Here is a 24,203-nt window from a genome sequence, read left to right as displayed (position 1 = left end):
AGGCGCTCATGTCACAGGAACTGCTGAACGTATTCAATCCCACTGCGCCCGCGCAGACGTTCAACAAGATCCGCATTTCGCTCGCGAGTCCGGAGAAAATTCTCTCCTGGTCGTTCGGCGAGATCAAAAAGCCCGAAACCATCAACTACCGCACCTTCAAGCCGGAGCGGGACGGGCTGTTCTGCGCCCGCATCTTCGGCCCGACGAAGGATTACGAATGCTTGTGCGGCAAGTACAAGCGCATGAAATACAAAGGCATCGTCTGCGAGAAGTGCGGCGTCGAGGTGACGCTTACCAAGGTTCGCCGCGAGCGCATGGGCCATATCGAGCTCGCCGCGCCTTGCGCCCATATCTGGTTCCTGAAGTCGCTGCCGTCCCGCATTTCGCTGATGCTCGACATGACGCTGAAGGATGTGGAGCGCGTTCTCTATTTCGAACAGCATATCGTCATCGAGCCGGGCCTGACGAATCTCACGCCGAACCAGCTTCTGACTGAAGAAGAATATCTTCAGGCCCAGGAAGAGTTCGGCGAGGACTCGTTCACCGCCGGCATCGGCGCCGAGGCGATCCGCGAAATCCTCACCAACATCGATATGGAGGCTGAGGTTGAAAAGCTGCGTGTCGATATTTCCGAATCGACGTCCGAGCTCAAAACCAAAAAGCTCGCCAAGCGCCTGAAGCTGATCACGGCCTTCCTCGAATCCGGCAACCGCCCGGAATGGATGATCATGACGGTCGTGCCGGTGATCCCGCCGGAGCTGCGCCCGCTGGTTCCGCTCGACGGCGGCCGCTTCGCAACGTCCGACCTCAACGATCTCTATCGCCGGGTCATCAACCGCAACAACCGCCTGAAGCGCCTGATCGAGCTGCGCGCGCCGGACATCATCGTGCGCAACGAAAAGCGCATGCTCCAGGAGTCTGTCGACGCCCTCTTCGACAATGGCCGCCGCGGGCGCGTCATCACGGGCACCAACAAGCGCCCCTTGAAGTCGCTCTCCGACATGCTGAAAGGCAAACAGGGCCGTTTCCGCCAGAACCTGCTCGGCAAGCGCGTCGACTATTCCGGCCGTTCGGTGATCGTGGTCGGCCCGGAGCTCAAGCTTCACGAGTGCGGCCTGCCGAAGAAGATGGCGCTCGAGCTCTTCAAACCGTTCATCTATTCGCGCCTCGACGCCAAAGGTCTTTCCGCGACCGTCAAGCAGGCGAAAAAGCTCGTCGAAAAAGAACGCCCCGAAGTCTGGGACATTCTCGACGAGGTCATTCGCGAGCACCCGGTTCTTTTGAACCGCGCGCCGACGCTGCACCGTCTCGGCATTCAGGCGTTCGAGCCCAAACTCATCGAAGGCAAGGCGATCCAGCTTCACCCGCTGGTCTGCACCGCCTTCAACGCCGACTTCGACGGCGACCAGATGGCCGTGCACGTCCCCTTGTCGCTCGAAGCGCAGCTCGAAGCGCGCGTCCTGATGATGTCGACGAACAACATCCTGTCGCCCGCCAACGGCAAGCCGATCATCGTGCCGTCCCAGGACATCGTTCTCGGGCTTTATTACATCACCATGGAAATAGAGGGCGAGCCGGGCGAGGGCAAGGTCTTCGGCACGATCCAGGAAATCGAGCACGCGCTCGACGCCGGCGTCGTCACGCTGCACACCAAGATCAAAGCGCGCTGGGAAGGCGTTGACGAGAAAGGCGAGGAGATCTGCGAACTCGTCGAGACGACCCCCGGCCGCATGAAGGTGGCGCAGGTCCTGCCGATTAATTCCAACGTGCCGTTCTCGGTGATCAACCAGCTTCTGACGAAGAAGACGATTCAGGGCCTTATTGACATCGTCTACCGCCATTGCGGTCAGAAAAAGACGGTGATTTTCGCCGACCACATTATGGATCTCGGCTTCAAGGAAGCCTGCAAAGCGGGCATTTCCTTCGGCAAGGACGACGTCGTCATTCCGGCGGCGAAGAAGGGGCTGGTCGACGAAACCCGCTCGCAGGTTTCCGAATTTGAATCGCAATATGCGGAAGGCCTCATCACCCGCGGCGAGAAATACAACAAGGTTATCGACGCCTGGGCGAAGTGCACCGACAAAATCGCCGATGCGATGATGGAGGAGATTTCCGAGACCAAATACGATCCGGAATCGGGTCGCCAGCTCGAGCCGAACTCGATCTATATGATGTCGCATTCGGGCGCGCGCGGGTCGCCGACCCAGATGCGCCAGCTCGGCGCCATGCGCGGCCTGATGGCGAAACCGTCGGGCGAGATCATCGAAACGCCGATCACCTCGAACTTCAAGGAAGGCCTCACCGTGCTCGAGTACTTCAACTCGACCCACGGCGCCCGGAAGGGGCTTGCGGACACCGCCTTGAAAACGGCGAACTCTGGCTATCTCACCCGCCGCCTCGTCGACGTGGCGCAGGACTGCATCGTGCGCGAGATCGATTGCGGCACGGAAAACGGCATCACCATGGAAGCCGTCGTGCAGTCGGGCGAGATCGTCGTTCCCCTGTCGCAGATCATTCTCGGCCGCACATTGCTTGAAGATGTCGCGCATCCGGAAACGGGCGAGATTCTCGGCAAGGCCAATGACGAAGTCGACGAAGCGCAGGCCGAAGAGATCGAAGGCGCCGGGCTCCAGAAAATCCGTGTGCGCTCGGTTCTGACCTGCGATTCCAAAGTCGGCGTCTGCGCCAAGTGTTATGGCCGCGACCTGGCGCGCGGCTGTCCGGTGAATATCGGCGAGAGCGTCGGCGTCATCGCGGCGCAGTCCATCGGCGAGCCGGGCACGCAGCTCACCATGCGGACCTTCCACGTGGGCGGCACGGCGCAGGTTGGCGACACCTCGTTCATCGAGGCGAGCCATGAAGGCGTCATCAAGCTCGAAGGCGGCAGCGTCCTCAAAGACTCCCAGAACGACTTCGTCGTCATGGGCCGCAACACGCTGGTGAAGATACTCGACAGCGAGGGCAAGGAGCACGCCTCCTACAAGATTTCCTACGGCGCCAAGCTGCGCGTGGGCGATGGCGACAAGGTCACCCGCGGCCAGCGTCTCGCTGACTGGGATCCCTACACCATGCCGATCCTCACCGAGGTTGCGGGCAAGATTAAGTTCGAAGACCTGCAGGAAGGCTTTTCCATGCAGGTCGTCGCCGACGAGGCCACCGGCATCGCCAGCCGCGTCGTCACCGACTGGCGGGCGAACCCGCGCGCCGCCGACTTGAAGCCGGCGATCGTCATTGTCGACGACAAGGGCGAGCCCTTAAAGCTCTCCACCGGCGGCGAGGCGCGCTACATGCTGCCTGTGGACGCCATTCTCTCCGTCGAAGACGGCGAAGACATCAATCCGGGCGACGCGCTGGCGCGTATCCCGACCGAAGGCGCCAAAACGCGCGACATCACCGGCGGTCTGCCGCGGGTCGCGGAGCTCTTCGAAGCGCGCCGTCCGAAAGATCACGCGATCATCGCCGATGTCGACGGCCGCGTTGAGTTCGGCCGCGATTACAAGAACAAGCGCCGCATCCGGATCATTCCGACCGATGAGAGCCTTGAGCCCTCCGATTATCTCGTCCCGAAAGGCCGCCACATCGCGGTTCAGGACGGCGACTTCATCGCCAAGGGCGAATATCTTATGGACGGCAATCCGGCGCCGCACGACATTCTGGCGATCATGGGGATCGAGGCGCTCGCCGACTTCCTCATCGACGAAATCCAGGAAGTCTACCGTCTGCAGGGCGTGCCGATTAACGACAAGCATATCGAGGTGATCGTCCGCCAGATGCTGCAGAAGGTGGAAATCACCGATCCGGGCGAGTCGCTGTTCCTGAAAGAAGAGCAGGTCGACAAGCTCGAATTCGAGGAGACCAACGCCAAGCTTGAGGATCAGGGCAAGAAGCCGGCGCAGGCTGTGCCGGTCCTCCTCGGGATCACCAAGGCCTCGCTCCAGACCCGGTCCTTCATCTCGGCCGCCTCCTTCCAGGAGACGACCCGCGTCCTCACCGACGCCGCCGTCAACGGCAAGGTCGACACGCTTGAGGGCCTGAAAGAAAACGTCATTGTCGGCCGGCTGATCCCGGCGGGCACCGGCGGGGCCATGTCCAAGCATCAGGTCGAGGCCGAACGCCGCGACGAGGTGCTGCTCGAAGAACGCCAGAAACGCGCCGGGGTCTCGGATGCGCCGGCGCTCGAAGCGCCGTCGGTCGAAGCCGCTGAAGCGGAAGCTGAAGCCGAAGCCGAGCCGGCAAGTCAGGACGCAGCCGAGTAGGGCGCATTCTGCATGGCTTGAAATCGAAAAGGCTTTCCGGTCATCCGGAAAGCCTTTTCCTTATTAAGGGCGAGGTCAGGCGGTCGCCGCCTTTTGCTTGCGCCAAAGGTCAATCGTTCTGAGGATCTTGTCGGCGTCCACGACATAGCCGTCGGGGGAGGCGTCCGCGACGATAAAAGCGGTATTAAGTCCAAATGCGTCAGCCCGTTCCAAAGGAGCTAAGCAAAACCTGTCCGATGGCTGAATGACGAGCAATAGTCCGTGCTCTTTTAGAAAATAGTGCGCGTGATCCATGTGACTGCCGTCGATCGTGACGCAGATCTCTGCGTCGAGCGCCTGGCGCAGCAAGTCGCGAGCGCTGAGCCCGGTAATATCAAGGATCTTGAAGCCCTTAGCGGCAAGGCGGGCGATCAATTCATCTTCGTGGGCGATTTCACGCCGCACGCCAGACAGGCCGCGCCGCAAGTAAACAAGCCCGCCGCCCGCCTTTTCTTCCTTCAGATCATCATGGGCGCGCAAACGCCGGCGTAGTTCCCGGCAGCGTCTGGCGCGGTTTTCGCCCTGTCCGATGTCGTGCACCCAGGACAAAGTTTCAACGTGATAAACGCCCGGAGCCTCTGGCGTCAGTCCGAACAGATGCGAGTATTCCGCCGTGTGCGGCCATTCGTCCTTATTGGTCATCAACAGGGCTTCATCCTCTTCTTTTAAGAGAGCCGTCGGGCAGGAATCGCCCAGCCAGTGACCGAAATAACGTACGCTTACTGATGTATGCGTAGAGAGCGCTTTCGGCAGCCGCGTGAGCTTTCCGCTCATAAGCTCCCGATGAGGTAGAGACAGACTGCGCATGTAGTTTGCGGCTTCTGTGCTTAAACCGGTCGGATAGACGAGGATATTCTTGAACTCATATCGGATGAGCGGAGCTTTTGTGACTTCGCCGCCAAAGATTAAAGCTTTCGCTCTGTCAAAAGTATCGCCAGGCGAAAAGCCGGTGACCCGATCCATCTCTCCGTTTATTAATAGCGGAGGCCGATGAGTCATTTTCATTTCGGGTTCAAGGATGATCGACTGCGTGGCGGATTCGACAAAGGCCGGCGGCCGCCGCAAACGCTTCATTGCTGCGTTGGTATAAGGACGAAGACGGATCATCGGATTCATTGAGGCTGTTTCCAGCCGGCGGCGACCAAGGCCTTGTAAAGTTGAGCCCCCCATGATCGCGAGCGGTCGAACGTGATTTTGGCGCGCTTCCGGCAAAGGGCGCTGAGCCTTTCATAGCGTTCCGGATCGGAAAGCGTTTCCCCGATCGCGTGCGCCAGCGCAGCTGCGTCATTGGCTGGATAGACGACGCAGGCGCCCTGCAGGAGATCCTGCGCCGGCACGACGGAGCTCATGACGGAGGGCGCGCCATGCGCGGCGGCCTCGAAACAGACGAGAGCGAGCCCTTCCTTGAAGTCGGTGCGTGTCGGGCAGACGACAAGGTCCGCCTTGGCGAGCTCGGCGTGGACTTCGTCCGAGCCCAGCTGGCCGAGGGCCCGGACCTGACCGTCCAGTTTCTTTTCGGCGATAGCCTCGCGAAGCGGCGCGAGCGCGCCGCCGCCGCCGGCATAGACAAGCTCCAGATCCGGGCGGTTCGCGCGAAGCCGGGAATACGCCTCGAGCAGATCGAAGACTCCTTTCGACTGTTCAAGGCGCCCCAGAAACATAAGCCGCCCGCCGGTCGGCGACGGGGCGGGGCGGGGACCCTGGCCGGCGGTCTTGCGGATGGCCAATTGCGGCGTTTCCACGAAAGTCGGGAAATCGTCCCCGGACAACTGCTTCGTCTGCCTTTCGCACTCATGGGAGGTGCAGACCGCGGCATCCGCCGACCGGAGCGCCAGCCGGTAGCCAGCATTCCCCAGTTTCTGGCGCAGGCTGAGATGCTCGGCCCCCATGGGCCATCTTGTATTATGGATCGACAGGATCAGGCGGCCGGCTGCGCGCTTGGCTTGCGCCAGATATTGCCAGTCGAAGTCGCTGGAAAGGATGGTCGCGTGGGGTTTGAACGCGTTGAGGGCCTTAAGGCAGCTTTGGGCGTATTGATAGCGGCTGGCATAATAAGAGGCGGTCCCGGCGCCCGGCGTGTGGGCGATGTTAACGAAGGTGTAGCCGCCGTCCGCGATGGTCGGAGCGCCCTCGGCGGAATAAGAGATTAAAAGACCCTCGCAGCTGGCCGTCTCGCAGAATTCGTAAAACTGCAGGGAATAGGTGACGGTGGGGGAGCGCGGATCGTGCCGGCCTTCCCGCCAGTGGCGGAAGGTGCCGTAGACGTCTCCCGGGCCGGGCAGATAGGCGAGCCGGGCCGGCTCGTCGGGGGCGAGACCCAGCGATTCGCGCAAACGCGCCCCGGCGTCCTCCGGGATGGCGAGAATCGGCTCTTCGAATACGGTCATTAGCTGGCTCCGGCGTCGGGGCGGGCGCAATCTCGGCAAGTCCCCACTAAAGCTGGTTTGCATTTACGCCTCTATGGCGCAAGATGGGTCTATTGCGCACGCGAATATGCAAGAAAACGCCCAATTTTTCGCCCAGCCCGCTAGTGAGGCAAAAAAGCGCCCGGCTTGAGTGAAAAATCTTAAAACCGTATTGACCCCCGCGATTCGCAAGGTTATGTCTCGCGCCGCTGAATGGCTGGCCGTCAGCTCTTTTCCTTTGGAAAAGACCCTGAAACGCAGCCGCTTTTAGCTGATGACAGTGCCAGGTTTTTTGAGCGGCGTTCCGCCTGACGGGGCTCCGCTCGTTTGCGTCATGGACGGCTGCGTTCATGCCGCGTTCGAATTTTAGGGCCGCCGCCCGCGAAAAGCGAAGGCCAAGCCCGGAGAGACGGAAACGGATGCCGACGATACAACAATTGATCCGCAAACCGCGGAAGCCGAAACGCGCAATCAACAAAGTGCCGGCGCTTGAGGGCAATCCTCAAAAGCGCGGCGTGTGCACGCGCGTCTACACGACGACGCCGAAGAAGCCGAACTCGGCGCTCCGGAAAGTCGCGAAAATCCGTCTGACCAACGGCTATGAAGTCATCGGCTACATCCCGGGCGAAGGCCACAATCTGCAGGAGCACTCGGTGGTGCTGATCCGCGGCGGCCGCGTGAAAGACCTTCCGGGCGTTCGCTATCACATCGTGCGCGGCGTGCTTGACACGCAAGGCGTGAAAGACCGCAAACAGCGCCGTTCGAAATACGGCGCCAAGCGTCCGAAGTAAGGGATTAAGAGATGTCACGTCGTCACCGCGCAGACAAACGCGTCGTTCATCCGGACCCGAAGTTCGGCGACAAGACCGTTTCGAAATTCATGAACTACGTCATGGTCGACGGCAAAAAGCCGGCGGCCGAAAAGATCGTCTACGGCGCCTTCGACAAGATCGAAGACAAGCTGCGCCGTCCGCCGGTCGAGCTGTTCAAGGAAGCGCTCGACAATGTGACGCCCGCCATCGAGGTTCGCTCCCGCCGGGTCGGCGGCGCGACCTATCAGGTGCCGGTTGAGGTCCGTCCGGACCGCAAGCTGGCGCTCGCCATGCGCTGGATCATCGCCGCGGCCCGTTCGCGCAATGAAACGACCATGGTCGACAAGCTTTCGAACGAGTTGATGGACGCCGCCCAGAACCGGGGCGCGGCCGTCAAGAAGCGCGAAGACACGCACCGGATGGCCGAAGCCAACCGCGCGTTCTCGCATTATCGCTGGTAACGGAATTCAAACGAGTTAAGGCCGTCAGTCATGACCCGCACGCATAAAATCGAGGACTACCGGAACTTCGGCATCATGGCCCACATCGATGCGGGCAAAACGACGACGACCGAGCGTGTCCTTTATTACACCGGCAAGTCTCACAAAATCGGCGAAGTCCATGACGGCGCCGCGACCATGGACTGGATGGAGCAGGAGCAGGAGCGGGGGATCACCATCACCTCGGCCGCGACGACCTGCGCCTGGAAAGACAAGCGCCTCAACATTATCGACACCCCAGGCCACGTCGACTTCACCATCGAAGTCGAGCGTTCGCTTCGCGTGCTGGACGGGGCGGTCGCGCTTCTCGACGCCAACGCCGGCGTCGAGCCGCAAACCGAAACGGTCTGGCGCCAGGGCGACAAGTACCAGGTTCCGCGCATCTTCTTCATCAACAAGATGGATAAGCTCGGCGCGGACTTCTATTATTCCGTGGACACCATCCACAAACGCCTCGCTGCGAAGACGGTCATTCTTCAGCTGCCCGTAGGCGCGGAAAGCAATTTTCAAGGCGTTGTCGATCTTCTCACGATGAAAGCCATCATCTGGGAAGAGGAGGGTCTCGGCGCCGCTTTCCACGAAGAAGAGATTCCGGCCGATCTCGTCGAGAAGGCCAAGGAATATCGCGAGCAGATGATCGAGACCGTCGTTGAAATCGACGAAGAGGCGATGGAAGCCTATCTCGAAGGCAACGAGCCGGACGTGGACACGCTGAAGCGTCTTATCCGCAAAGGCACCTGCTCGGTTGAGTTCCACCCGGTGCTGTGCGGCTCGGCCTTCAAGAACAAGGGCGTTCAGCCGATGCTCGACGCGGTTGTCGACTATCTGCCGAGCCCGGTCGAAGTGAAGCCAATCAAGGGCGTGCTGCCGGACAGCGAAGAAGAAGTGGTGCGCAAATCGTCCGACGACGAGCCGCTCTCCATGCTGGCCTTTAAAGTGATGAACGACCCGTTTGTGGGTTCGCTCACTTTCTGCCGGATTTATTCGGGCAAGCTCGAAGCCGGGTCGCAGGTGCTGAACACGGTGAAAGGCAAGAAAGAACGCGCCGGCCGGATGCTGCAAATGCACTCCAACAGCCGCGAAGAGATCAAAGAGGCCTATGCGGGCGACATCATCGCCATTGTCGGCCTGAAAGACACGACCACGGGCGACACGCTCTGCGATCCCGCGAAGCCGGTCATTCTCGAGCGCATGGAATTTCCCGAGCCGGTCATCGAGCTCGCCGTCGAGCCGAAAACCAAGGCCGACCAGGAAAAGATGGGCCTCGCGCTGCAGCGTCTCGCCGCCGAAGACCCGTCCTTCCGCGTCTCCACCGATGAAGAGTCCGGCCAGACCATCATCAAGGGCATGGGCGAGCTTCACCTCGACATTCTCGTCGATCGCATGAAGCGCGAATTCAAAGTCGAAGCCAATATCGGCGCGCCGCAGGTGGCCTATCGCGAAACGATCACCAAAGAAGCGGATATCGACTACACCCACAAAAAACAGTCCGGCGGGTCGGGCCAGTTCGCGCGCATCAAGTTCCGCGTCATTCCGCAGGAGCCGGGCACGGGCTACTCCTTCGAAAGCCAGATCGTCGGCGGGTCCATTCCCAAGGAATACATCCCCGGCGTCGAAAAAGGCATCAATTCGATCCGCGAGACAGGTCTCCTGGTCGGCTTCCCGATCCTCGACTTCAAAGTCGAGCTTTATGACGGCGCCTTCCACGATGTTGACTCATCCGTGCTCGCGTTCGAAATCGCGTCGCGCGCAGCGTTCCGCGAAAACAAGCCGGCGCTGGGGCTTGCGCTTCTCGAGCCGGTCATGAAGGTCGAGGTCGTGACCCCGGAAGAATACACCGGCACGGTCATCGGCGACCTCAACTCGCGGCGCGGGCAGATCCAGGACCAGGAAATGCGCGGCAACGCCAATGTGGTGCACGCCATGGTGCCGCTCGCCAACATGTTTGGCTATGTGAACAATCTTCGCTCGGCGACCCAGGGTCGCGCTCAGTACACGATGCAGTTCGATCATTATGAGCGCGTGCCGAAAGCGGTCGAAGACGAAGTTAAGGCGAAGCTGGCAGGCTAGCCGACACGCGAAGGCGCCCGCCAGTAAGCAGAACCGGGCGATAAGGTTTAACGACAGACGTCAAAGAAGACGGAGAGAAGTGAAATGTCGAAGGCAAAGTTTGAACGTAATAAGCCGCACGCCAACATTGGCACGATTGGTCACGTCGACCACGGCAAGACGACCCTGACGGCTGCGATCACCAAATATTTCGGTGACTTCCAGGCCTATGATCAGATTGACGCCGCGCCGGAAGAAAAGGCGCGCGGCATCACCATCTCTACGGCGCACGTCGAGTATGAAACGGAAAACCGTCACTACGCACACGTCGACTGCCCCGGCCACGCCGACTATGTGAAAAACATGATCACCGGCGCGGCGCAGATGGACGGCGCGATCCTCGTTGTGAACGCCGCCGACGGCCCGATGCCGCAGACCCGCGAGCACATCCTGCTTGCGCGTCAGGTCGGCGTGCCGGCGATCGTCGTTTATCTCAACAAAGTCGACCAGGTCGACGACGAAGAACTTCTCGAGCTCGTGGAAATGGAAGTCCGCGAACTTCTGTCCTCTTACGAATTCCCGGGCGACGATATTCCGATCATCAAAGGCTCGGCGCTCGCCGCGCTTGAAGGCCGCGATCCGGAAATCGGCGAAAACTCCATCAAAGAGCTGATGAAAGCCGTCGACGAATACATCCCGACCCCGGATCGTCCGGTCGACCAGCCGTTCCTGCTGCCGATCGAAGACGTGTTCTCGATCTCCGGCCGCGGCACCGTCGTGACCGGCCGTGTCGAGCGCGGCGTCGTCACCGTCGGCGACGAGCTTGAAATCGTCGGCATCAAAGACACCAAGAAAACCACCTGCACGGGCGTTGAAATGTTCCGCAAGCTGCTTGACCGCGGCGAAGCGGGCGACAATGTCGGCGTTCTGCTTCGCGGCATCGAACGTGACGCGGTCGAGCGCGGCCAGGTTCTCTGCAAGCCGGGCTCCGTGACCCCGCACACGAAATTCGTGGCCGAAGCCTACATTCTGACGAAAGAAGAAGGCGGCCGTCACACCCCGTTCTTCACCAACTACCGTCCGCAGTTCTATTTCCGCACGACCGACGTGACCGGCGTCGTGACGCTGAAAGAAGGCACGGAAATGGTGATGCCGGGCGACAACGCCGAGCTGAATGTCGAACTGATCGTGCCGATCGCCATGGAAGAGAAGCTCCGCTTCGCTATCCGTGAAGGCGGCCGCACCGTCGGCGCCGGCATTGTCTCGAAGATCATCGAGTAGCAGGCATGAAAATAGCGCGGACCGGTTTATGGCCGGTCCGCGTTTTCGACTCCGGAATTAAGGTCCGGAAAGTTTTAAAGAGCGAAGCGTAGACCCGAAAGCAAAGCGACCGAAAAATGCAACAGAATATCCGCATCAGACTGAAGGCGTTTGATCATCGCGTGCTCGACGCTTCGACGCAGGAAATCGTCAATACGGCGAAACGCACGGGCGCGAATGTGCGCGGGCCGATCCCGCTGCCGACCCGCATCGAGCGTTACACGGTCAACCGGTCGCCGCATATCGATAAGAAAAGCCGTGAGCAGTTCGAAATGCGCACTCACAAGCGCATGCTCGACATTGTCGATCCGACGCCGCAAACGGTTGATGCGCTGATGAAACTCGACCTCTCGGCCGGCGTCGACGTCGAAATCAAGCTTGGCGCTTAAGGAGCACTGGAAATGCGCACGGGATTAATTGCGAAAAAGGTCGGGATGACCCGCATCTTCACCGAGGGCGGCGATCACCTGCCGGTGACGGTGATGCAGCTCGACGCCTGCCAGGTCGTGGGCCAGCGCACCGCCGACAAGAACGGCTACACCGCCGTTCAGCTCGGCGCCGGCAAGAAGAAAGCCAAGCGCGCCACCAAGGCCGAGCGCGGCCAGTTCGCGAAAGCCAATGTGGAGCCGAAAGCCAAAGTGGCCGAGTTCCGCGTTTCGGAAGACAACATGATCAATGTCGGCGAAGAGATCACGGCCGACCATTATTTCGAAGGCCAGTTCGTGGACGTCACCGGCACCTCCATCGGCAAGGGCTTCGCCGGCGCCATGAAGCGCTGGAATTTCGGCGGGCTTCGCGCCACGCACGGCGTCTCGATCTCGCACCGCGCGCACGGCTCCACCGGTCAATGCCAGGATCCGGGCAAGGTCTTCAAAGGCAAGAAAATGGCCGGCCATTACGGCGCCGCGCGGGTGACGACCCAAAACCTGCAGGTCGTCAAAACCGATGCGGATCGGGGGCTTATCCTGATCAAAGGCGCCGTGCCGGGGCCGAAAGGCGGCTGGGTGCTGATCAAGGACGCGGTGAAAAAGCCGACGCCCGACAACATCATTCTGCCGGCGGCGCTGAAATCCGCGGCTGAAGAAGCCAAGCGCCAGGCGGAAGAAGCCGCCGCGGCCGCTGCGGCGGAAGAAGAGGCGGCGGCGGCGGCCCAGCGCGAGGAAGAACTTGCGCAGCAGCGCGCCGCGCTTGAAGAACAGGATTCCGGGGCCGGCGCTGAAGGCGTCGAAGAAGCCCCTGAAGAAGAGAAGAAGGAAGGGGACGAATAATGAAAACCGACGTCCTCAGCATGGATAACAAGAAGGCCGGCTCCATCGATCTCGATGAGGCGATCTTCGGGCTCGAGCCGCGTGCGGACATTCTGCATCGCTGCGTCGTCTATCAGCTGGCCAAGCGCCAGCAAGGCACGCACAAGGCGAAAGAACGCGGCGAGGTCAAGATGACCTCGAAGAAATGGGGCCGCCAAAAGGGAAGCGGCGGCGCCCGTCACGGCAACCGCGCGGCCCCGCAATTCCGCGGCGGCGGCAAGGCCCACGGGCCCCGTCCGCGCAGCCATGAGATCGGCCTGCCGAAAAAGGTTCGCCGTCTTGCGCTCAAGCATGCGCTGTCCGCCAAGGCCGCCGAAGGCTCGCTGATCGTCATTGACGAAGCAAAGCTCGCCGAAGCCAAGACCAAGAGCCTGATCGAGGCTTTCGCAAAGATGAACATCGAAAACGCGCTGATCGTCGACGCGTCGGTGGATGAGAATTTCGGCCTTGCGACGCGCAACCTGGCGAGCATCGACATGCTCCCGGTCATCGGCGCGAATGTTTACGACATCCTGCGCAAGGACAAGCTGGTCCTCACGAAAGCGGCTGTTGAAGGCCTGGAGGCTCGACTCAAATGAGCAAGAAATCCGACACCACGGCCGCCGAGGCCCATTACAACACGCTGATTGCGCCGGTGATCACCGAGAAATCGACGATCGCGGCGGAGCACAATCAGGTCGTGTTCCAGACACCGATCACGGCCACCAAGCCGGAGATCAAGGAAGCCGTCGAGGCGCTGTTCAAGGTGAAAGTGAAAGCCGTGAACACCCTGCGCGTCAAAGGCAAGAACAAGCAGTTCCGTGGCCGGCCCTATACGCGCTCCACGGTGAAAAAAGCGGTCGTGACCCTCGAAGAGGGCCATACGATCGACGTGACGACCGGACTTTAAGGCGGACTGAAAAATGGCTTTGAAAAAATTCAAACCGACGACGCCGGGCCGCCGCCAGCTGGTGCTGGTGGACAAAAGCGAACTCTGGAAAGGCAAGCCCGTCAAAGGGCTGACCGAAGGCCTCTCGGAGAGCGCCGGGCGCAACAATACGGGCCGCATCACCGTGCGCCGCCGCGGCGGCGGCGTGAAAAAGGCCTATCGCGTCATCGACTTCAAACGGAACAAGTTTGGCGTTGAAGCAAAGGTCGAGCGTCTCGAATATGATCCGAACCGCACGGCGTTCATCGCGCTGGTCAAATATCTCGACGGCGAGCAGGCTTACATCCTCGCGCCGCAGCGCCTCAAAGCGGGCGACAAGGTGATCGCCGGCGAAAAGGTCGACGTGAAGCCGGGCAACGCCATGAAGCTGAAGTCGATCCCGGTGGGCACGATCGTCCACAATGTGGAATTGAAGCCGGGCAAGGGCGGCCAGATCGCCCGCTCCGCCGGCTCCTACGCTCAGCTGGTCGGCCGCGATGCGGGCATGGCCCAGGTCAGAATGCAATCGGGCGAGGTTCGCCTCGTTTCCGGCGAATGCATGGCGACCATCGGCGCGGTGTCCAACCCGGATCACATGAACCAGTCGGCGGGCAAGGCCGGCCGCAACCGCTACAAGGGCAAGCGTCCGTCCGTGCGCGGCGTCGTCATGAACCCGGTCGATCACCCCCATGGCGGCGGCGAAGGCCGCACCTCGGGCGGGCGTCACCCGGTGACCCCGTGGGGCAAGCCGACCAAGGGCGCCAAGACCCGCAAGAACAAAGCAACTGACAAACTCATTTTGCGCTCGCGTCACGCGCGCAAGAAGAAGAAATAGGCCGGAGTTAAAACGACATGCCACGTTCAGTCTGGAAAGGCCCGTTCGTCGACCGCTATCTCCTGAAGAAAGCGGAAGAGAGCCAGGAGGGCAAACACAAAGGCGGGATCAAATCCTGGTCGCGCCGCTCGACCATCCTGCCGCAATTCGTCGGACTGACGTTCAACGTTTACAACGGCCAGAAATTCATTCCGGTTCATGTCACCGAAGACATGGTCGGGCACAAATTCGGCGAATTCTCTCCGACCCGGTCCTATTACGGTCACGGCGCGGACAAGAAGGCGAAGAGGAAATAGTCATGGGGCAGAAGAAAAATCCCCGGCGCGTCAGCGAAGGAGCGGCGATGGCCAAGGGCCGTCTGATCCGCACCTCGCCGCAGAAGCTGAACCTCGTTGCGCAGCTCATCCGCGGCATGCCGGTTGAGAAGGCGCTCGCGGAGCTCACCTTTTCGCGCAAGCGCATCTCCCAGAACGTCAAGAAGGTTCTGGAAAGCGCCATCGCGAACGCCGAGAACAACCATGACCTCGATATCGACTCGCTCGTCGTCGATCAGGCCTTTGTCGGCAAGAACATGGTCATGAAGCGCTGGAAAGCGCGCGCCAGGGGCCGCGTCGGCAGAATTCAAAAACCGTTTTCGGAAATCACCATTGTCGTGAAAGAAGTCGAGGAGGCCGCTTAATGGGCCAGAAAGTTAATCCGATCGGTCTGCGCCTCGGTATCAACCGCACCTGGGACTCGCGCTGGTTCGCCGGCAAAGCCGCCTATGGCGATTTGCTGCATGAAGACCTGCGCATCCGCAGATATCTCGAAAAGCGTCTGCACCAGGCCGGCGTGTCGCGCATCGTCATCGAGCGTCCGCACAAGAAATGCCGCGTGACGATCTACACCGCGCGTCCGGGCGTCGTCATCGGCAAGAAGGGCGCGGACATCGAGAAGCTGCGTCAGGAGCTGTCGAAACTGTCGTCTTCGGAAACGGTCCTCAACATCGTCGAAATCCGCAAGCCGGAAATCGACGCAACGCTGGTCGCCGAAAACATCGCGCAGCAGCTTGAGCGCCGGGTCGCGTTCCGCCGCGCTATGAAGCGCGCCATGCAGACCGCGCAGCGCATGGGCGCCCTCGGCATTCGCGTCAATGTTTCGGGCCGTCTCGGCGGCGCGGAGATCGCGCGCATGGAATGGTACCGCGAGGGCCGCGTGCCGCTTCACACGCTGCGCGCCGACATCGATTACGGCGTCGCGACCGCCCAGACGACCTACGGCGCCATCGGCGTCAAGGTCTGGATCTTCAAGGGCGAGATCATGGAACACGACCCCATGGGTCAGGAAAAACGGCTGATTGAAGCCCAGACGGGCAGCGTCGGTCAGCAGCGCAACAGTTAAGTCGCGCAAAAGAAAGGTTTTGGAGGCGTCTCAGTCATGCTGCAGCCGAAGAAAACAAAATTCCGCAAGATGCACAAAGGCCGCATCAAAGGCGCCGCCAAGGGCGGGACGGATCTCAATTTCGGCTCCCACGGCCTCAAAGCCATGGAGCCGGAGCGGATCACCGCGCGCCAGATCGAGGCGACGCGCCGGGCCATCACCCGCGCCATGAAACGTCAGGGCCGGGTGTGGATCCGCATCTTCCCCGACGTGCCGGTGTCGAAAAAGCCGACCGAAGTCCGCATGGGCAAGGGCAAGGGCTCTGTCGAATACTGGGCGGCGAAAGTGAAGCCGGGCCGCGTGATGTTCGAACTCGACGGCGTGTCCGACGAGGTCGCTCGCGAAGCGTTGACCCTCGGCGCCGCGAAGCTGCCGGTCAAGACGCGCATCGTGACGCGCATTGGCGAGTAATTGGGGCGAAGTAAGGAGCATTTGAGATGAACGCGACCGAAGCCCGCGATATGACGCCGGACGAGTTGAAGGATCGTCTTCTTCAGCTCCGCAAAGAACAGTTCAACCTGCGCTTCCAGCAAGCGTCAGGCCAGCTTGAGAAAACCGCGCGCATTTCCGAAGTGCGCAAGGACATCGCGCGGATCAAAACCATCCTCGGCGAAAAGACCCGGGCGAACTAAGGACAAGAGGCAAAGACATGCCAAAACGCATTCTGCAAGGCTCCGTGGTGAGCGACAAGGGCGACAAGACGGTGATCGTGAGCGTCGACCGTATGTTCACGCATCCGCTCTTTAAAAAGACGGTTCGCCGGTCGAACCGTTTCCACGCTCATGACGCGGAAAACGAATACAAGGTCGGCGATCTTGTGCGGATTCAGGAATGCGCGCCGAAGTCGAAACTGAAGCGCTGGGAAGTCATCGGCCTCGGGTCGAAAGGTTAAGCCCGTCCGCCTCCGATCTTCGGATAAGGGGCGGCCGGAAAGAGTGAAGCGGGGCCAGTGACGGCCCATCAGGAGGATCACCCATGATCCAGATGCAGACAAATTTGGACGTCGCCGACAATTCCGGCGCCAAGCGCGTTCAGTGCATCAAGGTGCTCGGCGGCGCGAAACGCAAATACGCCGGCGTCGGCGATATTATCGTCGTCTCCGTCAAGGAAGCGATTCCGCGCGGGCGCGTGAAAAAAGGCCAGGTCATGAAAGCCGTGGTCGTCAGAACGGCGAAGGACATCAAGCGCCGCGACGGATCGGTCATCCGGTTCGACCGCAACGCCGCCGTCCTGATCAACAACAACAAAGAGCCGATCGGCACGCGTATCTTCGGGCCGGTGACGCGCGAGCTGCGCGCCTCCAAGCACATGAAGATCGTGTCGCTCGCCCCGGAGGTCTTGTAATGGCTGCGAAGATCAAAAAAGGCGATAAGGTCATCGTTCTCGCCGGCCGCGATCGCGGCGCGGAAGGCGAAGTGATCGAGGTCATGCCGAAAGCCGACCGCGTCGTCGTGCGCGGCGTCAACGTGATCAAGAAGCATCAGCGCCAGACGCCGCAACAGGAAGGCGGCATCATTACGCGCGAAGCGCCGCTCCATGTGTCGAATGTGGCGCTGAAGGATCCGTCTACGGGCAAAGCGACCCGTGTCGGCTTCAAGGTCGAAGATGGAAAGAAAGTCCGCGTCGCAAAAGCGTCCGGTGAGGTTATCGATGGCTGAAGCAACCACATATGAACCGCGTCTGAAGACGCTTTACCGCGACGATATCCGCGGGAAGCTGAACGAGAAATTCAGCTATCCGAACCCGATGATGACGCCGTGGATCGAAAAGGTCGTCATCAATATGGGCGTGGGCGACGCTGTCAACGACCGCAAGGCCGTCGACGCGGCGGTGACGGACCTGACGCTGATCTCCGGCCAGAAGCCGGTGATCACCAAGGCCAAGAAATCGATCGCCGGCTTCAAGCTGCGCGAAGGCATGCCGGTGGGCGCGAAAGTCACGCTGCGCAAAGACCGCATGTACGAGTTTCTCGACCGGCTCATCACCATCGCGCTGCCGCGGGTGCGCGACTTCCGCGGCCTCAACGCCAAGAGCTTTGACGGGCGCGGCAATTACGCGATGGGCCTGAAAGAACACATCGTGTTTCCGGAAATCGATTACGACAAGGTCGACAAGATCCGGGGCATGGACATCATCGTTTGCACGACGGCGCGCACTGACGACGAAGCGCGCGAGCTCTTGCGGGAATTCAACTTTCCGTTCCGGAAATAGGAAGGCATTGGGCAAGGTCCGCGGACCCCCGCGGAAACCGGCTTGAGAAGGAGAAGACATGGCGAAGAAATCAATGGTCGAGCGCGATCTCAAACGCCGCCGCATGGCGAAAAAGTTTGAGTCCAAGCGCAACCGGCTGAAAGCGGTCATCAAGGATCAGGACAAGCCGGGCGAAGAGCGCTTTATGGCGGCCCTGAAGCTTGCCGAACTGCCGCGCAACTCGTCCAAGACGCGCATCCGCAACCGCTGCGAAGTGACGGGCCGTCCGCGCGGCTACTATCGCAAGCTGAAGATGTCGCGCATTGCGCTGCGGCAACTGGGTTCGGCCGGGAAGATCCCAGGCCTCGTGAAGTCAAGCTGGTAAGGGGGCCTGGAGAACAATGGCTATCAATGATCCTATCGGCGATTTGATCACCCGCCTTCGCAATGCACAGCTGCGCCGGCATTCGATTATGTCCGTGCCGGCCTCGAAACTGCGTGGCTGGGTGCTGGACGTCCTTGAGACCGAAGGCTACATCCGCGGCTATTCGCGCATCGAAAAAGACGGCGAGAAGCCGAGCTTCGAAGTCGAGCTGAAATATTACGAAGGCGCGCCGGTGATCCAGAAGATCAAGCGGATCTCCAAGCCGGGCCGCCGGGTTTATTCGTCTGTCCGCGACCTTAGCTCTGTGCGCAACGGTCTCGGCATTTCCATCGTCTCGACGCCCAAGGGCGTCATGTCCGACGCAGCTGCGCGCGACGCCAATGTCGGCGGCGAAGTGCTCTGCGAAGTCTACTAAGGCTGGGAGTAAGTTAGATGTCCCGCATTGGTAAAAGATCGATCCCCGTGCCGAGCGGCGTGACCGTCAATGTCGACGGCCAGACCGTGAGCGCGAAGGGTCCGAAAGGCGAATTGAAATTCGTCGTCAACGATCTGTGCACGGTTGCGCTCGAAGACGACGCCGTGACGGTCAAGCCGGTCAATGATTCCAAGCCGGCGCGCTCCCTGTGGGGCATGAGCCGCACGCAGATCGCCAACATGTTCGAGGGGGTCGCGAACGAGTTCACGAAAACCCTCGAGCTCGTCGGCGTCGGCTATCGCGCGCAGATGAAGGGCACGTCCCTCAATCTGGCGCTCGGCTACAGCCACGAGATCGATTATCCGGCGCCGGACGGCGTCAAGATCGCGACGCCGAAGCCGACGGAAGTCGTTCTTTCCGGCATCGACAAGCAAAAGGTCGGACAGGCCGCCGCGGAGATCCGCGGCATGCGTCCGCCCGAGCCGTACAAAGGCAAGGGCGTGAAATACGCCGACGAATATATCTTCCGCAAGGAAGGCAAGAAGAAGTAACGCTTCGCTAGAGGATATCGGGCAATGGCCGATCTAAAGAGAAAACAACACATCTCCCGGGCGGGCCGCACGCGGAAGAAGATTCACTCCGTCTCGACGGACCGTCCGCGCCTGTCGGTCTACCGGTCGTCGAAAAACATCTCGGCGCAGATCATCGACGACAAGCAAGGCAAGACGCTTGCCTCCGCCACGTCGCTTGAAAAAGAGTTCGGCAAGGGCTCCGACAAGGATGCGGCGGCGAAAGTCGGCAAGGCGATCGCCGAGCGCGCGGTCAAGGCGGGCGTCAAGAATGTCGTGTTCGATCGCGGCGGGTATATGTATCACGGCCGGATAAAAGCGCTTGCGGACGCCGCGCGCGAATCCGGCCTCAATTTTTAAGGAGCATCGAGCATGGCGCGTGAAGAAGGACGTGGACGCGGCCGCGGTCAGGGCAGAGGCCGGGGCGAACGCGAAGAACGCGACGAGTTCGTCGACAAGCTGGTCGCCATCAACCGCGTGGCGAAGGTTGTGAAGGGCGGCAAGAATTTCGGTTTCGCCGCGCTCGTCGTTGTCGGCGACCAGAAGGGCCGCGTCGGTTTCGGCAAGGGCAAGGCCCGCGAAGTGCCCGAAGCGATCCGCAAGGCGACCCAGGAAGCCAAGCGCAATCTCGTGCGCGTGCCGCTGCGCGAAGGCCGCACGCTGCACCATGACGCCCATGGCCGCTGGGGCGCAGGCAAGGTTCTCCTGCGTTCGGCGCCGCCGGGAACCGGCATCATCGCCGGCGGTCCGATGCGCGCGATTTTCGAAACGCTCGGCGTTCAGGACGTGGTGGCCAAATCGGTCGGCTCGTCGAATCCCTACAACATGGTGCGCGCCACGGTCGACGCGCTGAAAAACCAGACCAGCCCGCGCACCATGGCGTCGAAGCGCGGCAAGAAGGTCTCCGATATTCTTTCCGGGCGCGGCCGCGGCGCCGATGCGGCTGACGCGGCGTAAGGAGCGACCTCATGGCGAAGAAAATGCTGAAAGTCCGCCAGACCGGCAGCGCAGCGCGCCGTCCGCAAGACCAGCGGGCGACCCTTGTCGGTCTCGGCCTCAACAAAATCGGCCGCGAGCGCGAGCTTGAAGACACGCCCGCCGTGCGCGGCATGATCCGCAAGGTCTCGCACATGGTGGAGATCGTCGAAGAGAAATAGGCGAACGGGCGGAGGCCCGTTCATAAAACGCGCCTTCTCGGCGCAAACAGGCGAGGCGGCTTTCCTTTTTGGAAATAACCGTCGCAAGTCGAGGTAAGAAAATGAAACTCAACGAACTTTCCGACAATAAAGGCGCGCGCAAGAACCGCATGCGCGTCGGCCGCGGCATCGGCTCCGGCAAGGGCAAGACCGGCGGACGCGGCGTCAAAGGTCAAAAATCGCGTTCCGGCGTCACCGGCATCCGCCATTACGAAGGCGGCCAGATGCCGCTTTACATGCGCCTGCCGAAGCGCGGCTTTAAAAAGCCGAATCGCCAATCTTTCGTCGAAGTCAATGTCGGCCGTCTTCAGGCCGCTGTGGACGCCGGCAAGCTCGATGCGGGCGAGACCATCGACGCGGCGGCGCTTGTCCAGGCGGGCGTCATCCGCCGCGCGAAAAACGGCGTGCGTCTTCTCGGCGTCGGCGAATTGAAATCCAAGCTGACCCTCGAGGTCGCCCACGCTTCGGCCGGCGCGAAAGCCGCGGTCGAGAAAGCGGGCGGCTCGGTGACGGTCGCGGCGTCGGCGGAATAGGGGCGGAACAGGCTGTTTGGGGTCTTGAGGGTTGCGGACGCCGTCCGCAGCCGCCACATGGCTTCCCATCGGGGCCCCGCCAAAAGGCAAGCTGAACAGGTGACAGGCACATGACTTCCGCAGCGGAACAGTTCGCGTCGAACATCAACTTCTCGTCTTTTGCGAAAGCGGAAGAGCTGAAGAAGCGGCTCCTCTTCACCCTCGGCGCGCTCATCGTCTACCGCCTCGGCACCTTCGTTCCGATCCCGGGCGTCGATCCGGAAGCCTTCGCCCGCGGGTTTCAGAGCCAGCAGGGCGGCCTTCTCGGCACGCTCAATATTTTCGCCGGCGGCGCTGTCGAGCGCATGGCGCTCTTCGCCCTCAACATCATGCCGTATATCTCCGCCTCGATCATCATGCAGCTGATGTCGGCGGTCATTCCCTCGCTTGAAAAGATCAAGAAAGAAGGCGAACAGGGCCGGCGCCAGATCAACCAGTACACCCGCTATCTGACCGTGTTCCTGGCGACCATGCAGGGCTATTTCATTGCGGTCAGCCTGCAGTCCACGGCCGGCACGGTGATCAATCCGGGCCCGTTCTTCCTCTTCACGACGACGATCACGCTCGTCGGTGGCGTCATGTTCCTTCTTTGGCTTGGCGAGCAGATCACCGCGCGCGGCGTCGGCAACGGCGTCTCGCTGATCATTTTCGCCGGCATCATTGCGGAGCTGCCGCGGGCGATCGCCGCGCTTCTCGATCAGGGCCGGGCCGGCGGCGGCGTCGGCGGCGGCGCGATCCTCATCATCGCCGCGCTGGCGCTTTCGCTCATCGCCTTCGTCGTTTTCATGGAGCGCTCCCAGCGCCGGATTCTGGTCCAGTATCCGCGCCGTCAGGTCGGCCAGCGCATGACGCAAGGGGAGAAATCCCACCTGCCGCTGAAACTCAACGTTTCCGGCGTCATTCCGCCGATTTTCGCGTCGTCTCTGCTCCTTTTGCCGGCGACGGCGGCTGGCGCGGTTGGCGAGGGCTCGCCCGAGTGGCTTCAGAACCTGACCTTCCTGTTCGCCCCGGGCCGTCCGTCCTATATTGCGCTCTATGCGGCGCTGATCATCGGTTTCACCTTTGTCTACACCTCGGTCGTCTTCAATGTGGAAGAAGTGGCGGACAATCTGAAGAAATATGGCGGCTTCGTTCAGGGCTACCGCCCCGGCGCGCGCACGGCGGAATATCTCGACTATGTCCTGACCCGCCTGACCGTCCTCGGCGCAATGTATCTGACTTTCGTCTGCATCCTGCCGGAAATCCTGAAAGCGAGCTACAGCCAGACGATCCCGGTTTATATCGGGGGGACGTCGCTCCTGATCGTGGTTTCGGTGACCCTCGACACGGTCGGCCAGATTCAAGGCCACCTGCTCGCCCAGCAATATGAAAGCCTGATCAAGAAATCGAAGCTCCGGGGAGGCCGGCGATGATCGTAATCTTTCTCGGGCCGCCGGGCGCCGGCAAAGGCACCCAGGCCGCTCATATCGTTGATCGTTACGGGATTCCCCAGCTTTCCACCGGCGACATGCTGCGCGCCGCCGTGAAAGCCGGCACGCCGGTCGGCCAGAAGGCGAAAGCCATTATGGATGCGGGCAATCTGGTGCCGGACGACGTGGTCGCGGCCATCATCGAGGAGCGGATCGAGCAGGATGACTGCGCCCCCGGCTTCCTCCTGGACGGCTTCCCCCGGACCGTGGCCCAGGCCGAGATGCTGGACCAGATCCTGGTTAAGAAAGGCCGCTCGGTCGACGTGGTGATCGAGCTTCAGGTGGACGAGGCGGCGCTCCTCGACCGCCTCCGGAACCGGATCAAGGAGACCCTTGAAAAGGGCGGCGAGGTCCGGGCCGACGACAATGAAGAGACCTTTGCGAAGCGCCTCGGCGTCTATCGCGAACAGACAGCGCCCTTGATCCCGTTTTACGCGGGGCAGGGCAAATTGCGCCCTGTGGACGGCATGAAAGCGGTCGAGGCCGTTTCCGCCGACATAGACGCGATTTTGGACCCGATTCAGGGCTGAATTAGCCCCTGAAGACGGTTGACGGCGGGCGGCGCGTGGGCTTATCAACGCGCTCTCCGCCAAAAGGAGTACCGCCCGCCCGGCAGGGTTTATCCCTATACGCCGTCGCGGGTGTTGTTGCTTGGAAACAGGCGGCTTTTGAGTGCGTAAGAGGCGGGTCCGAACGGACCTTTAAAATGGTTGGCCCGGCCAAGGGAAAAGGGGCGAGAGGCAAAAGAAGGATACTACCTGTGGCTCGTATTGCAGGCGTCAATATTCCGACGAACAAGCGCGTTACCATCGCGCTGCGCTATATTCACGGCATCGGCGCGGCGAAAGCCGCCGAGATTTGCGAAAAAGTCGGCATCGCGCCGGAACGCCGCGTCAACGAATTGTCTGACTCGGAGGTTTTGCAGATCCGCGAGACCATCGACACCGACTATATGGTCGAAGGCGATCTTCGCCGCGAGGTGGCGGTGAACATCAAGCGCCTGATGGACCAGGGCTGCTATCGCGGTCTTCGCCACCGCCGCGGCCTGCCGGTCCGCGGCCAGCGCACCCACACCAACGCCCGCACGCGCAAAGGGCCCGCCAAGCCGATCGCCGGCAAGAAGAAGTAAGGATCAGGACAGATGGCGAAGCAAGCAGCCGGAACGCGCGTCAAACGCCGCGAACGCAAAAACATCTCCACGGGCGTCGTTCATGTGAACGCCTCCTTCAACAACACCATGGTCACGGTTTCGGACGAACAGGGCAATACGATCTCCTGGTCCTCCGCCGGCGGCATGGGCTTTAAAGGCTCGCGCAAATCGACGCCTTATGCGGCGCAGCTCGCCGCCGAAGACGCCGCCAAGAAAGCCATGGATCACGGCCTGCAGACGGTCAGCGTCGAAGTGCGCGGTCCGGGTTCGGGCCGCGAAAGCGCTTTGCGCGCGCTGCAGTCGGCGGGCCTCACCGTCACGGTCATCCATGACGTCACGCCCATTCCCCACAATGGCTGCCGTCCCCGCAAGCGCCGCCGCGTTTAATTTCGATACTGAATAAAGAGA

The 24,203-nt window shown here is 61.2% G+C and carries 32 protein-coding genes; 30 read left to right on the top strand and 2 right to left on the bottom strand.

The genetic code is table 11. The features are described from left to right. Positions 1-8 precede the first annotated feature (8 nt). Entirely contained in the window at positions 9-4,256 is a 4,248-nt protein-coding gene (gene rpoC, locus CW354_RS21080) for a DNA-directed RNA polymerase subunit beta' (RefSeq protein WP_104832082.1), read from the top strand. 75 nt (positions 4,257-4,331) lie between these two features. Here rpoC and CW354_RS21075 read toward each other — a convergent pair whose 3' ends face one another. Further along, entirely contained in the window at positions 4,332-5,411 is a 1,080-nt protein-coding gene (locus tag CW354_RS21075; protein ID WP_165793887.1) for a glycosyltransferase 61 family protein, read from the bottom strand. After that, complete coding sequence (locus tag CW354_RS21070; RefSeq protein WP_165793886.1) at positions 5,408-6,682, bottom strand: glycosyltransferase family 4 protein; 1,275 nt, start codon at positions 6,680-6,682, stop codon at positions 5,408-5,410. Before CW354_RS21070 ends, CW354_RS21075 begins: the two co-directional genes overlap by 4 nt. 437 nt (positions 6,683-7,119) lie before the next feature. Between CW354_RS21070 and rpsL the strand changes: the two genes are divergently transcribed. From rpsL to rpsK, 29 genes are all read left to right on the top strand, one after another. Then, entirely contained in the window at positions 7,120-7,491 is a 372-nt protein-coding gene (rpsL, locus tag CW354_RS21065) for a 30S ribosomal protein S12 (RefSeq protein WP_104832079.1), read from the top strand. 11 nt (positions 7,492-7,502) lie between these two features. Then, positions 7,503-7,973, top strand: a complete 471-nt coding sequence (rpsG, locus tag CW354_RS21060) for a 30S ribosomal protein S7 (protein ID WP_104832078.1) — start codon at positions 7,503-7,505, stop codon at positions 7,971-7,973. A 30-nt stretch (positions 7,974-8,003) separates the two neighbouring features. Beyond that, the gene (gene fusA / locus CW354_RS21055) at positions 8,004-10,082 is read left to right on the top strand and encodes an elongation factor G (protein WP_104832077.1); all 2,079 of its coding nucleotides are present in this window, start codon (positions 8,004-8,006) and stop codon (positions 10,080-10,082) included. A gap of 84 nt (positions 10,083-10,166) precedes the next feature. Further along, a complete protein-coding gene (gene tuf / locus CW354_RS21050; RefSeq protein ID WP_104832076.1) occupies positions 10,167-11,342 on the top strand; it encodes an elongation factor Tu in 1,176 nt (391 codons plus the stop codon). A 116-nt stretch (positions 11,343-11,458) separates the two neighbouring features. Next, the gene (gene rpsJ / locus CW354_RS21045) at positions 11,459-11,770 is read left to right on the top strand and encodes a 30S ribosomal protein S10 (RefSeq protein ID WP_104832075.1); all 312 of its coding nucleotides are present in this window, start codon (positions 11,459-11,461) and stop codon (positions 11,768-11,770) included. Between the two features lie 12 nt (positions 11,771-11,782). Then, complete coding sequence (gene rplC, locus CW354_RS21040) at positions 11,783-12,649, top strand: 50S ribosomal protein L3 (RefSeq protein ID WP_104832074.1); 867 nt, start codon at positions 11,783-11,785, stop codon at positions 12,647-12,649. Then, positions 12,649-13,266: a 50S ribosomal protein L4 gene (gene rplD / locus CW354_RS21035; protein WP_104832073.1), complete on the top strand. Its 618-nt coding sequence runs from the start codon at positions 12,649-12,651 to the stop codon at positions 13,264-13,266. The genes rplC and rplD overlap by 1 nt, the downstream gene beginning before the upstream one ends. Continuing rightward, entirely contained in the window at positions 13,263-13,577 is a 315-nt protein-coding gene (locus CW354_RS21030; RefSeq protein WP_104832072.1) for a 50S ribosomal protein L23, read from the top strand. Before rplD ends, CW354_RS21030 begins: the two co-directional genes overlap by 4 nt. A 13-nt stretch (positions 13,578-13,590) precedes the next feature. Then, positions 13,591-14,430 (top strand): 50S ribosomal protein L2, encoded by an 840-nt coding sequence (gene rplB, locus CW354_RS21025; protein ID WP_104832071.1) that lies wholly within the window; start codon positions 13,591-13,593, stop codon positions 14,428-14,430. Between the two features lie 17 nt (positions 14,431-14,447). Next, a complete protein-coding gene (gene rpsS, locus CW354_RS21020; protein ID WP_104832070.1) occupies positions 14,448-14,726 on the top strand; it encodes a 30S ribosomal protein S19 in 279 nt (92 codons plus the stop codon). Positions 14,727-14,728: 2 nt separating this feature from the next. After that, positions 14,729-15,109, top strand: coding sequence for a 50S ribosomal protein L22 (gene rplV / locus CW354_RS21015; RefSeq protein WP_104832069.1), 381 nt, complete (start codon positions 14,729-14,731; stop codon positions 15,107-15,109). After that, positions 15,109-15,810: a 30S ribosomal protein S3 gene (rpsC, locus tag CW354_RS21010; protein ID WP_104832068.1), complete on the top strand. Its 702-nt coding sequence runs from the start codon at positions 15,109-15,111 to the stop codon at positions 15,808-15,810. Before rplV ends, rpsC begins: the two co-directional genes overlap by 1 nt. A gap of 36 nt (positions 15,811-15,846) precedes the next feature. After that, a complete protein-coding gene (gene rplP, locus CW354_RS21005; RefSeq protein ID WP_104832067.1) occupies positions 15,847-16,260 on the top strand; it encodes a 50S ribosomal protein L16 in 414 nt (137 codons plus the stop codon). A gap of 26 nt (positions 16,261-16,286) precedes the next feature. Next, positions 16,287-16,481, top strand: coding sequence for a 50S ribosomal protein L29 (gene rpmC / locus CW354_RS21000; RefSeq protein ID WP_104832066.1), 195 nt, complete (start codon positions 16,287-16,289; stop codon positions 16,479-16,481). 17 nt (positions 16,482-16,498) lie between these two features. Beyond that, complete coding sequence (gene rpsQ, locus CW354_RS20995; protein WP_104832065.1) at positions 16,499-16,741, top strand: 30S ribosomal protein S17; 243 nt, start codon at positions 16,499-16,501, stop codon at positions 16,739-16,741. Between the two features lie 83 nt (positions 16,742-16,824). After that, positions 16,825-17,193 carry a 50S ribosomal protein L14 gene (gene rplN, locus CW354_RS20990; protein WP_104832064.1) on the top strand — a complete coding sequence of 123 codons (369 nt, stop codon included), beginning with the start codon at positions 16,825-16,827 and terminating at the stop codon, positions 17,191-17,193. Next, positions 17,193-17,507 carry a 50S ribosomal protein L24 gene (rplX, locus tag CW354_RS20985; protein ID WP_104832063.1) on the top strand — a complete coding sequence of 105 codons (315 nt, stop codon included), beginning with the start codon at positions 17,193-17,195 and terminating at the stop codon, positions 17,505-17,507. Before rplN ends, rplX begins: the two co-directional genes overlap by 1 nt. Continuing rightward, positions 17,500-18,060, top strand: a complete 561-nt coding sequence (gene rplE, locus CW354_RS20980; RefSeq protein WP_104832062.1) for a 50S ribosomal protein L5 — start codon at positions 17,500-17,502, stop codon at positions 18,058-18,060. The genes rplX and rplE overlap by 8 nt, the downstream gene beginning before the upstream one ends. A 58-nt stretch (positions 18,061-18,118) precedes the next feature. After that, the gene (rpsN, locus tag CW354_RS20975) at positions 18,119-18,424 is read left to right on the top strand and encodes a 30S ribosomal protein S14 (protein ID WP_104832061.1); all 306 of its coding nucleotides are present in this window, start codon (positions 18,119-18,121) and stop codon (positions 18,422-18,424) included. A 16-nt stretch (positions 18,425-18,440) separates the two neighbouring features. Continuing rightward, positions 18,441-18,839 (top strand): 30S ribosomal protein S8, encoded by a 399-nt coding sequence (rpsH, locus tag CW354_RS20970; RefSeq protein ID WP_104832060.1) that lies wholly within the window; start codon positions 18,441-18,443, stop codon positions 18,837-18,839. 17 nt (positions 18,840-18,856) lie between these two features. After that, positions 18,857-19,390, top strand: coding sequence for a 50S ribosomal protein L6 (gene rplF, locus CW354_RS20965; RefSeq protein ID WP_104832059.1), 534 nt, complete (start codon positions 18,857-18,859; stop codon positions 19,388-19,390). A 24-nt stretch (positions 19,391-19,414) separates the two neighbouring features. Beyond that, positions 19,415-19,768, top strand: coding sequence for a 50S ribosomal protein L18 (gene rplR, locus CW354_RS20960; protein WP_104832058.1), 354 nt, complete (start codon positions 19,415-19,417; stop codon positions 19,766-19,768). A gap of 12 nt (positions 19,769-19,780) precedes the next feature. Continuing rightward, positions 19,781-20,365, top strand: coding sequence for a 30S ribosomal protein S5 (gene rpsE, locus CW354_RS20955; protein WP_104832057.1), 585 nt, complete (start codon positions 19,781-19,783; stop codon positions 20,363-20,365). An 11-nt stretch (positions 20,366-20,376) separates the two neighbouring features. Continuing rightward, positions 20,377-20,565, top strand: coding sequence for a 50S ribosomal protein L30 (gene rpmD, locus CW354_RS20950; RefSeq protein WP_104832056.1), 189 nt, complete (start codon positions 20,377-20,379; stop codon positions 20,563-20,565). A 101-nt stretch (positions 20,566-20,666) separates the two neighbouring features. Continuing rightward, positions 20,667-21,137, top strand: coding sequence for a 50S ribosomal protein L15 (gene rplO / locus CW354_RS20945; protein WP_104832055.1), 471 nt, complete (start codon positions 20,667-20,669; stop codon positions 21,135-21,137). Between the two features lie 110 nt (positions 21,138-21,247). Further along, entirely contained in the window at positions 21,248-22,588 is a 1,341-nt protein-coding gene (gene secY, locus CW354_RS20940) for a preprotein translocase subunit SecY (protein WP_104832054.1), read from the top strand. After that, positions 22,585-23,175, top strand: coding sequence for an adenylate kinase (locus CW354_RS20935; protein WP_104832053.1), 591 nt, complete (start codon positions 22,585-22,587; stop codon positions 23,173-23,175). Before secY ends, CW354_RS20935 begins: the two co-directional genes overlap by 4 nt. A gap of 230 nt (positions 23,176-23,405) precedes the next feature. Continuing rightward, the gene (rpsM, locus tag CW354_RS20930; RefSeq protein ID WP_104832052.1) at positions 23,406-23,774 is read left to right on the top strand and encodes a 30S ribosomal protein S13; all 369 of its coding nucleotides are present in this window, start codon (positions 23,406-23,408) and stop codon (positions 23,772-23,774) included. A 12-nt stretch (positions 23,775-23,786) separates the two neighbouring features. After that, complete coding sequence (rpsK, locus tag CW354_RS20925) at positions 23,787-24,182, top strand: 30S ribosomal protein S11 (protein WP_104832051.1); 396 nt, start codon at positions 23,787-23,789, stop codon at positions 24,180-24,182. Positions 24,183-24,203 lie beyond the last annotated feature (21 nt).

The sequence above is a fragment of the Hyphococcus luteus genome (genome assembly GCF_002943565.1).
GTDB classification, from domain to species: Bacteria; Pseudomonadota; Alphaproteobacteria; order Caulobacterales; family Parvularculaceae; genus Hyphococcus; species Hyphococcus luteus.
The sequence above is the reverse complement of the archived record's forward strand: the minus strand, read 5'-3'. Positions and strand labels throughout refer to the sequence as shown.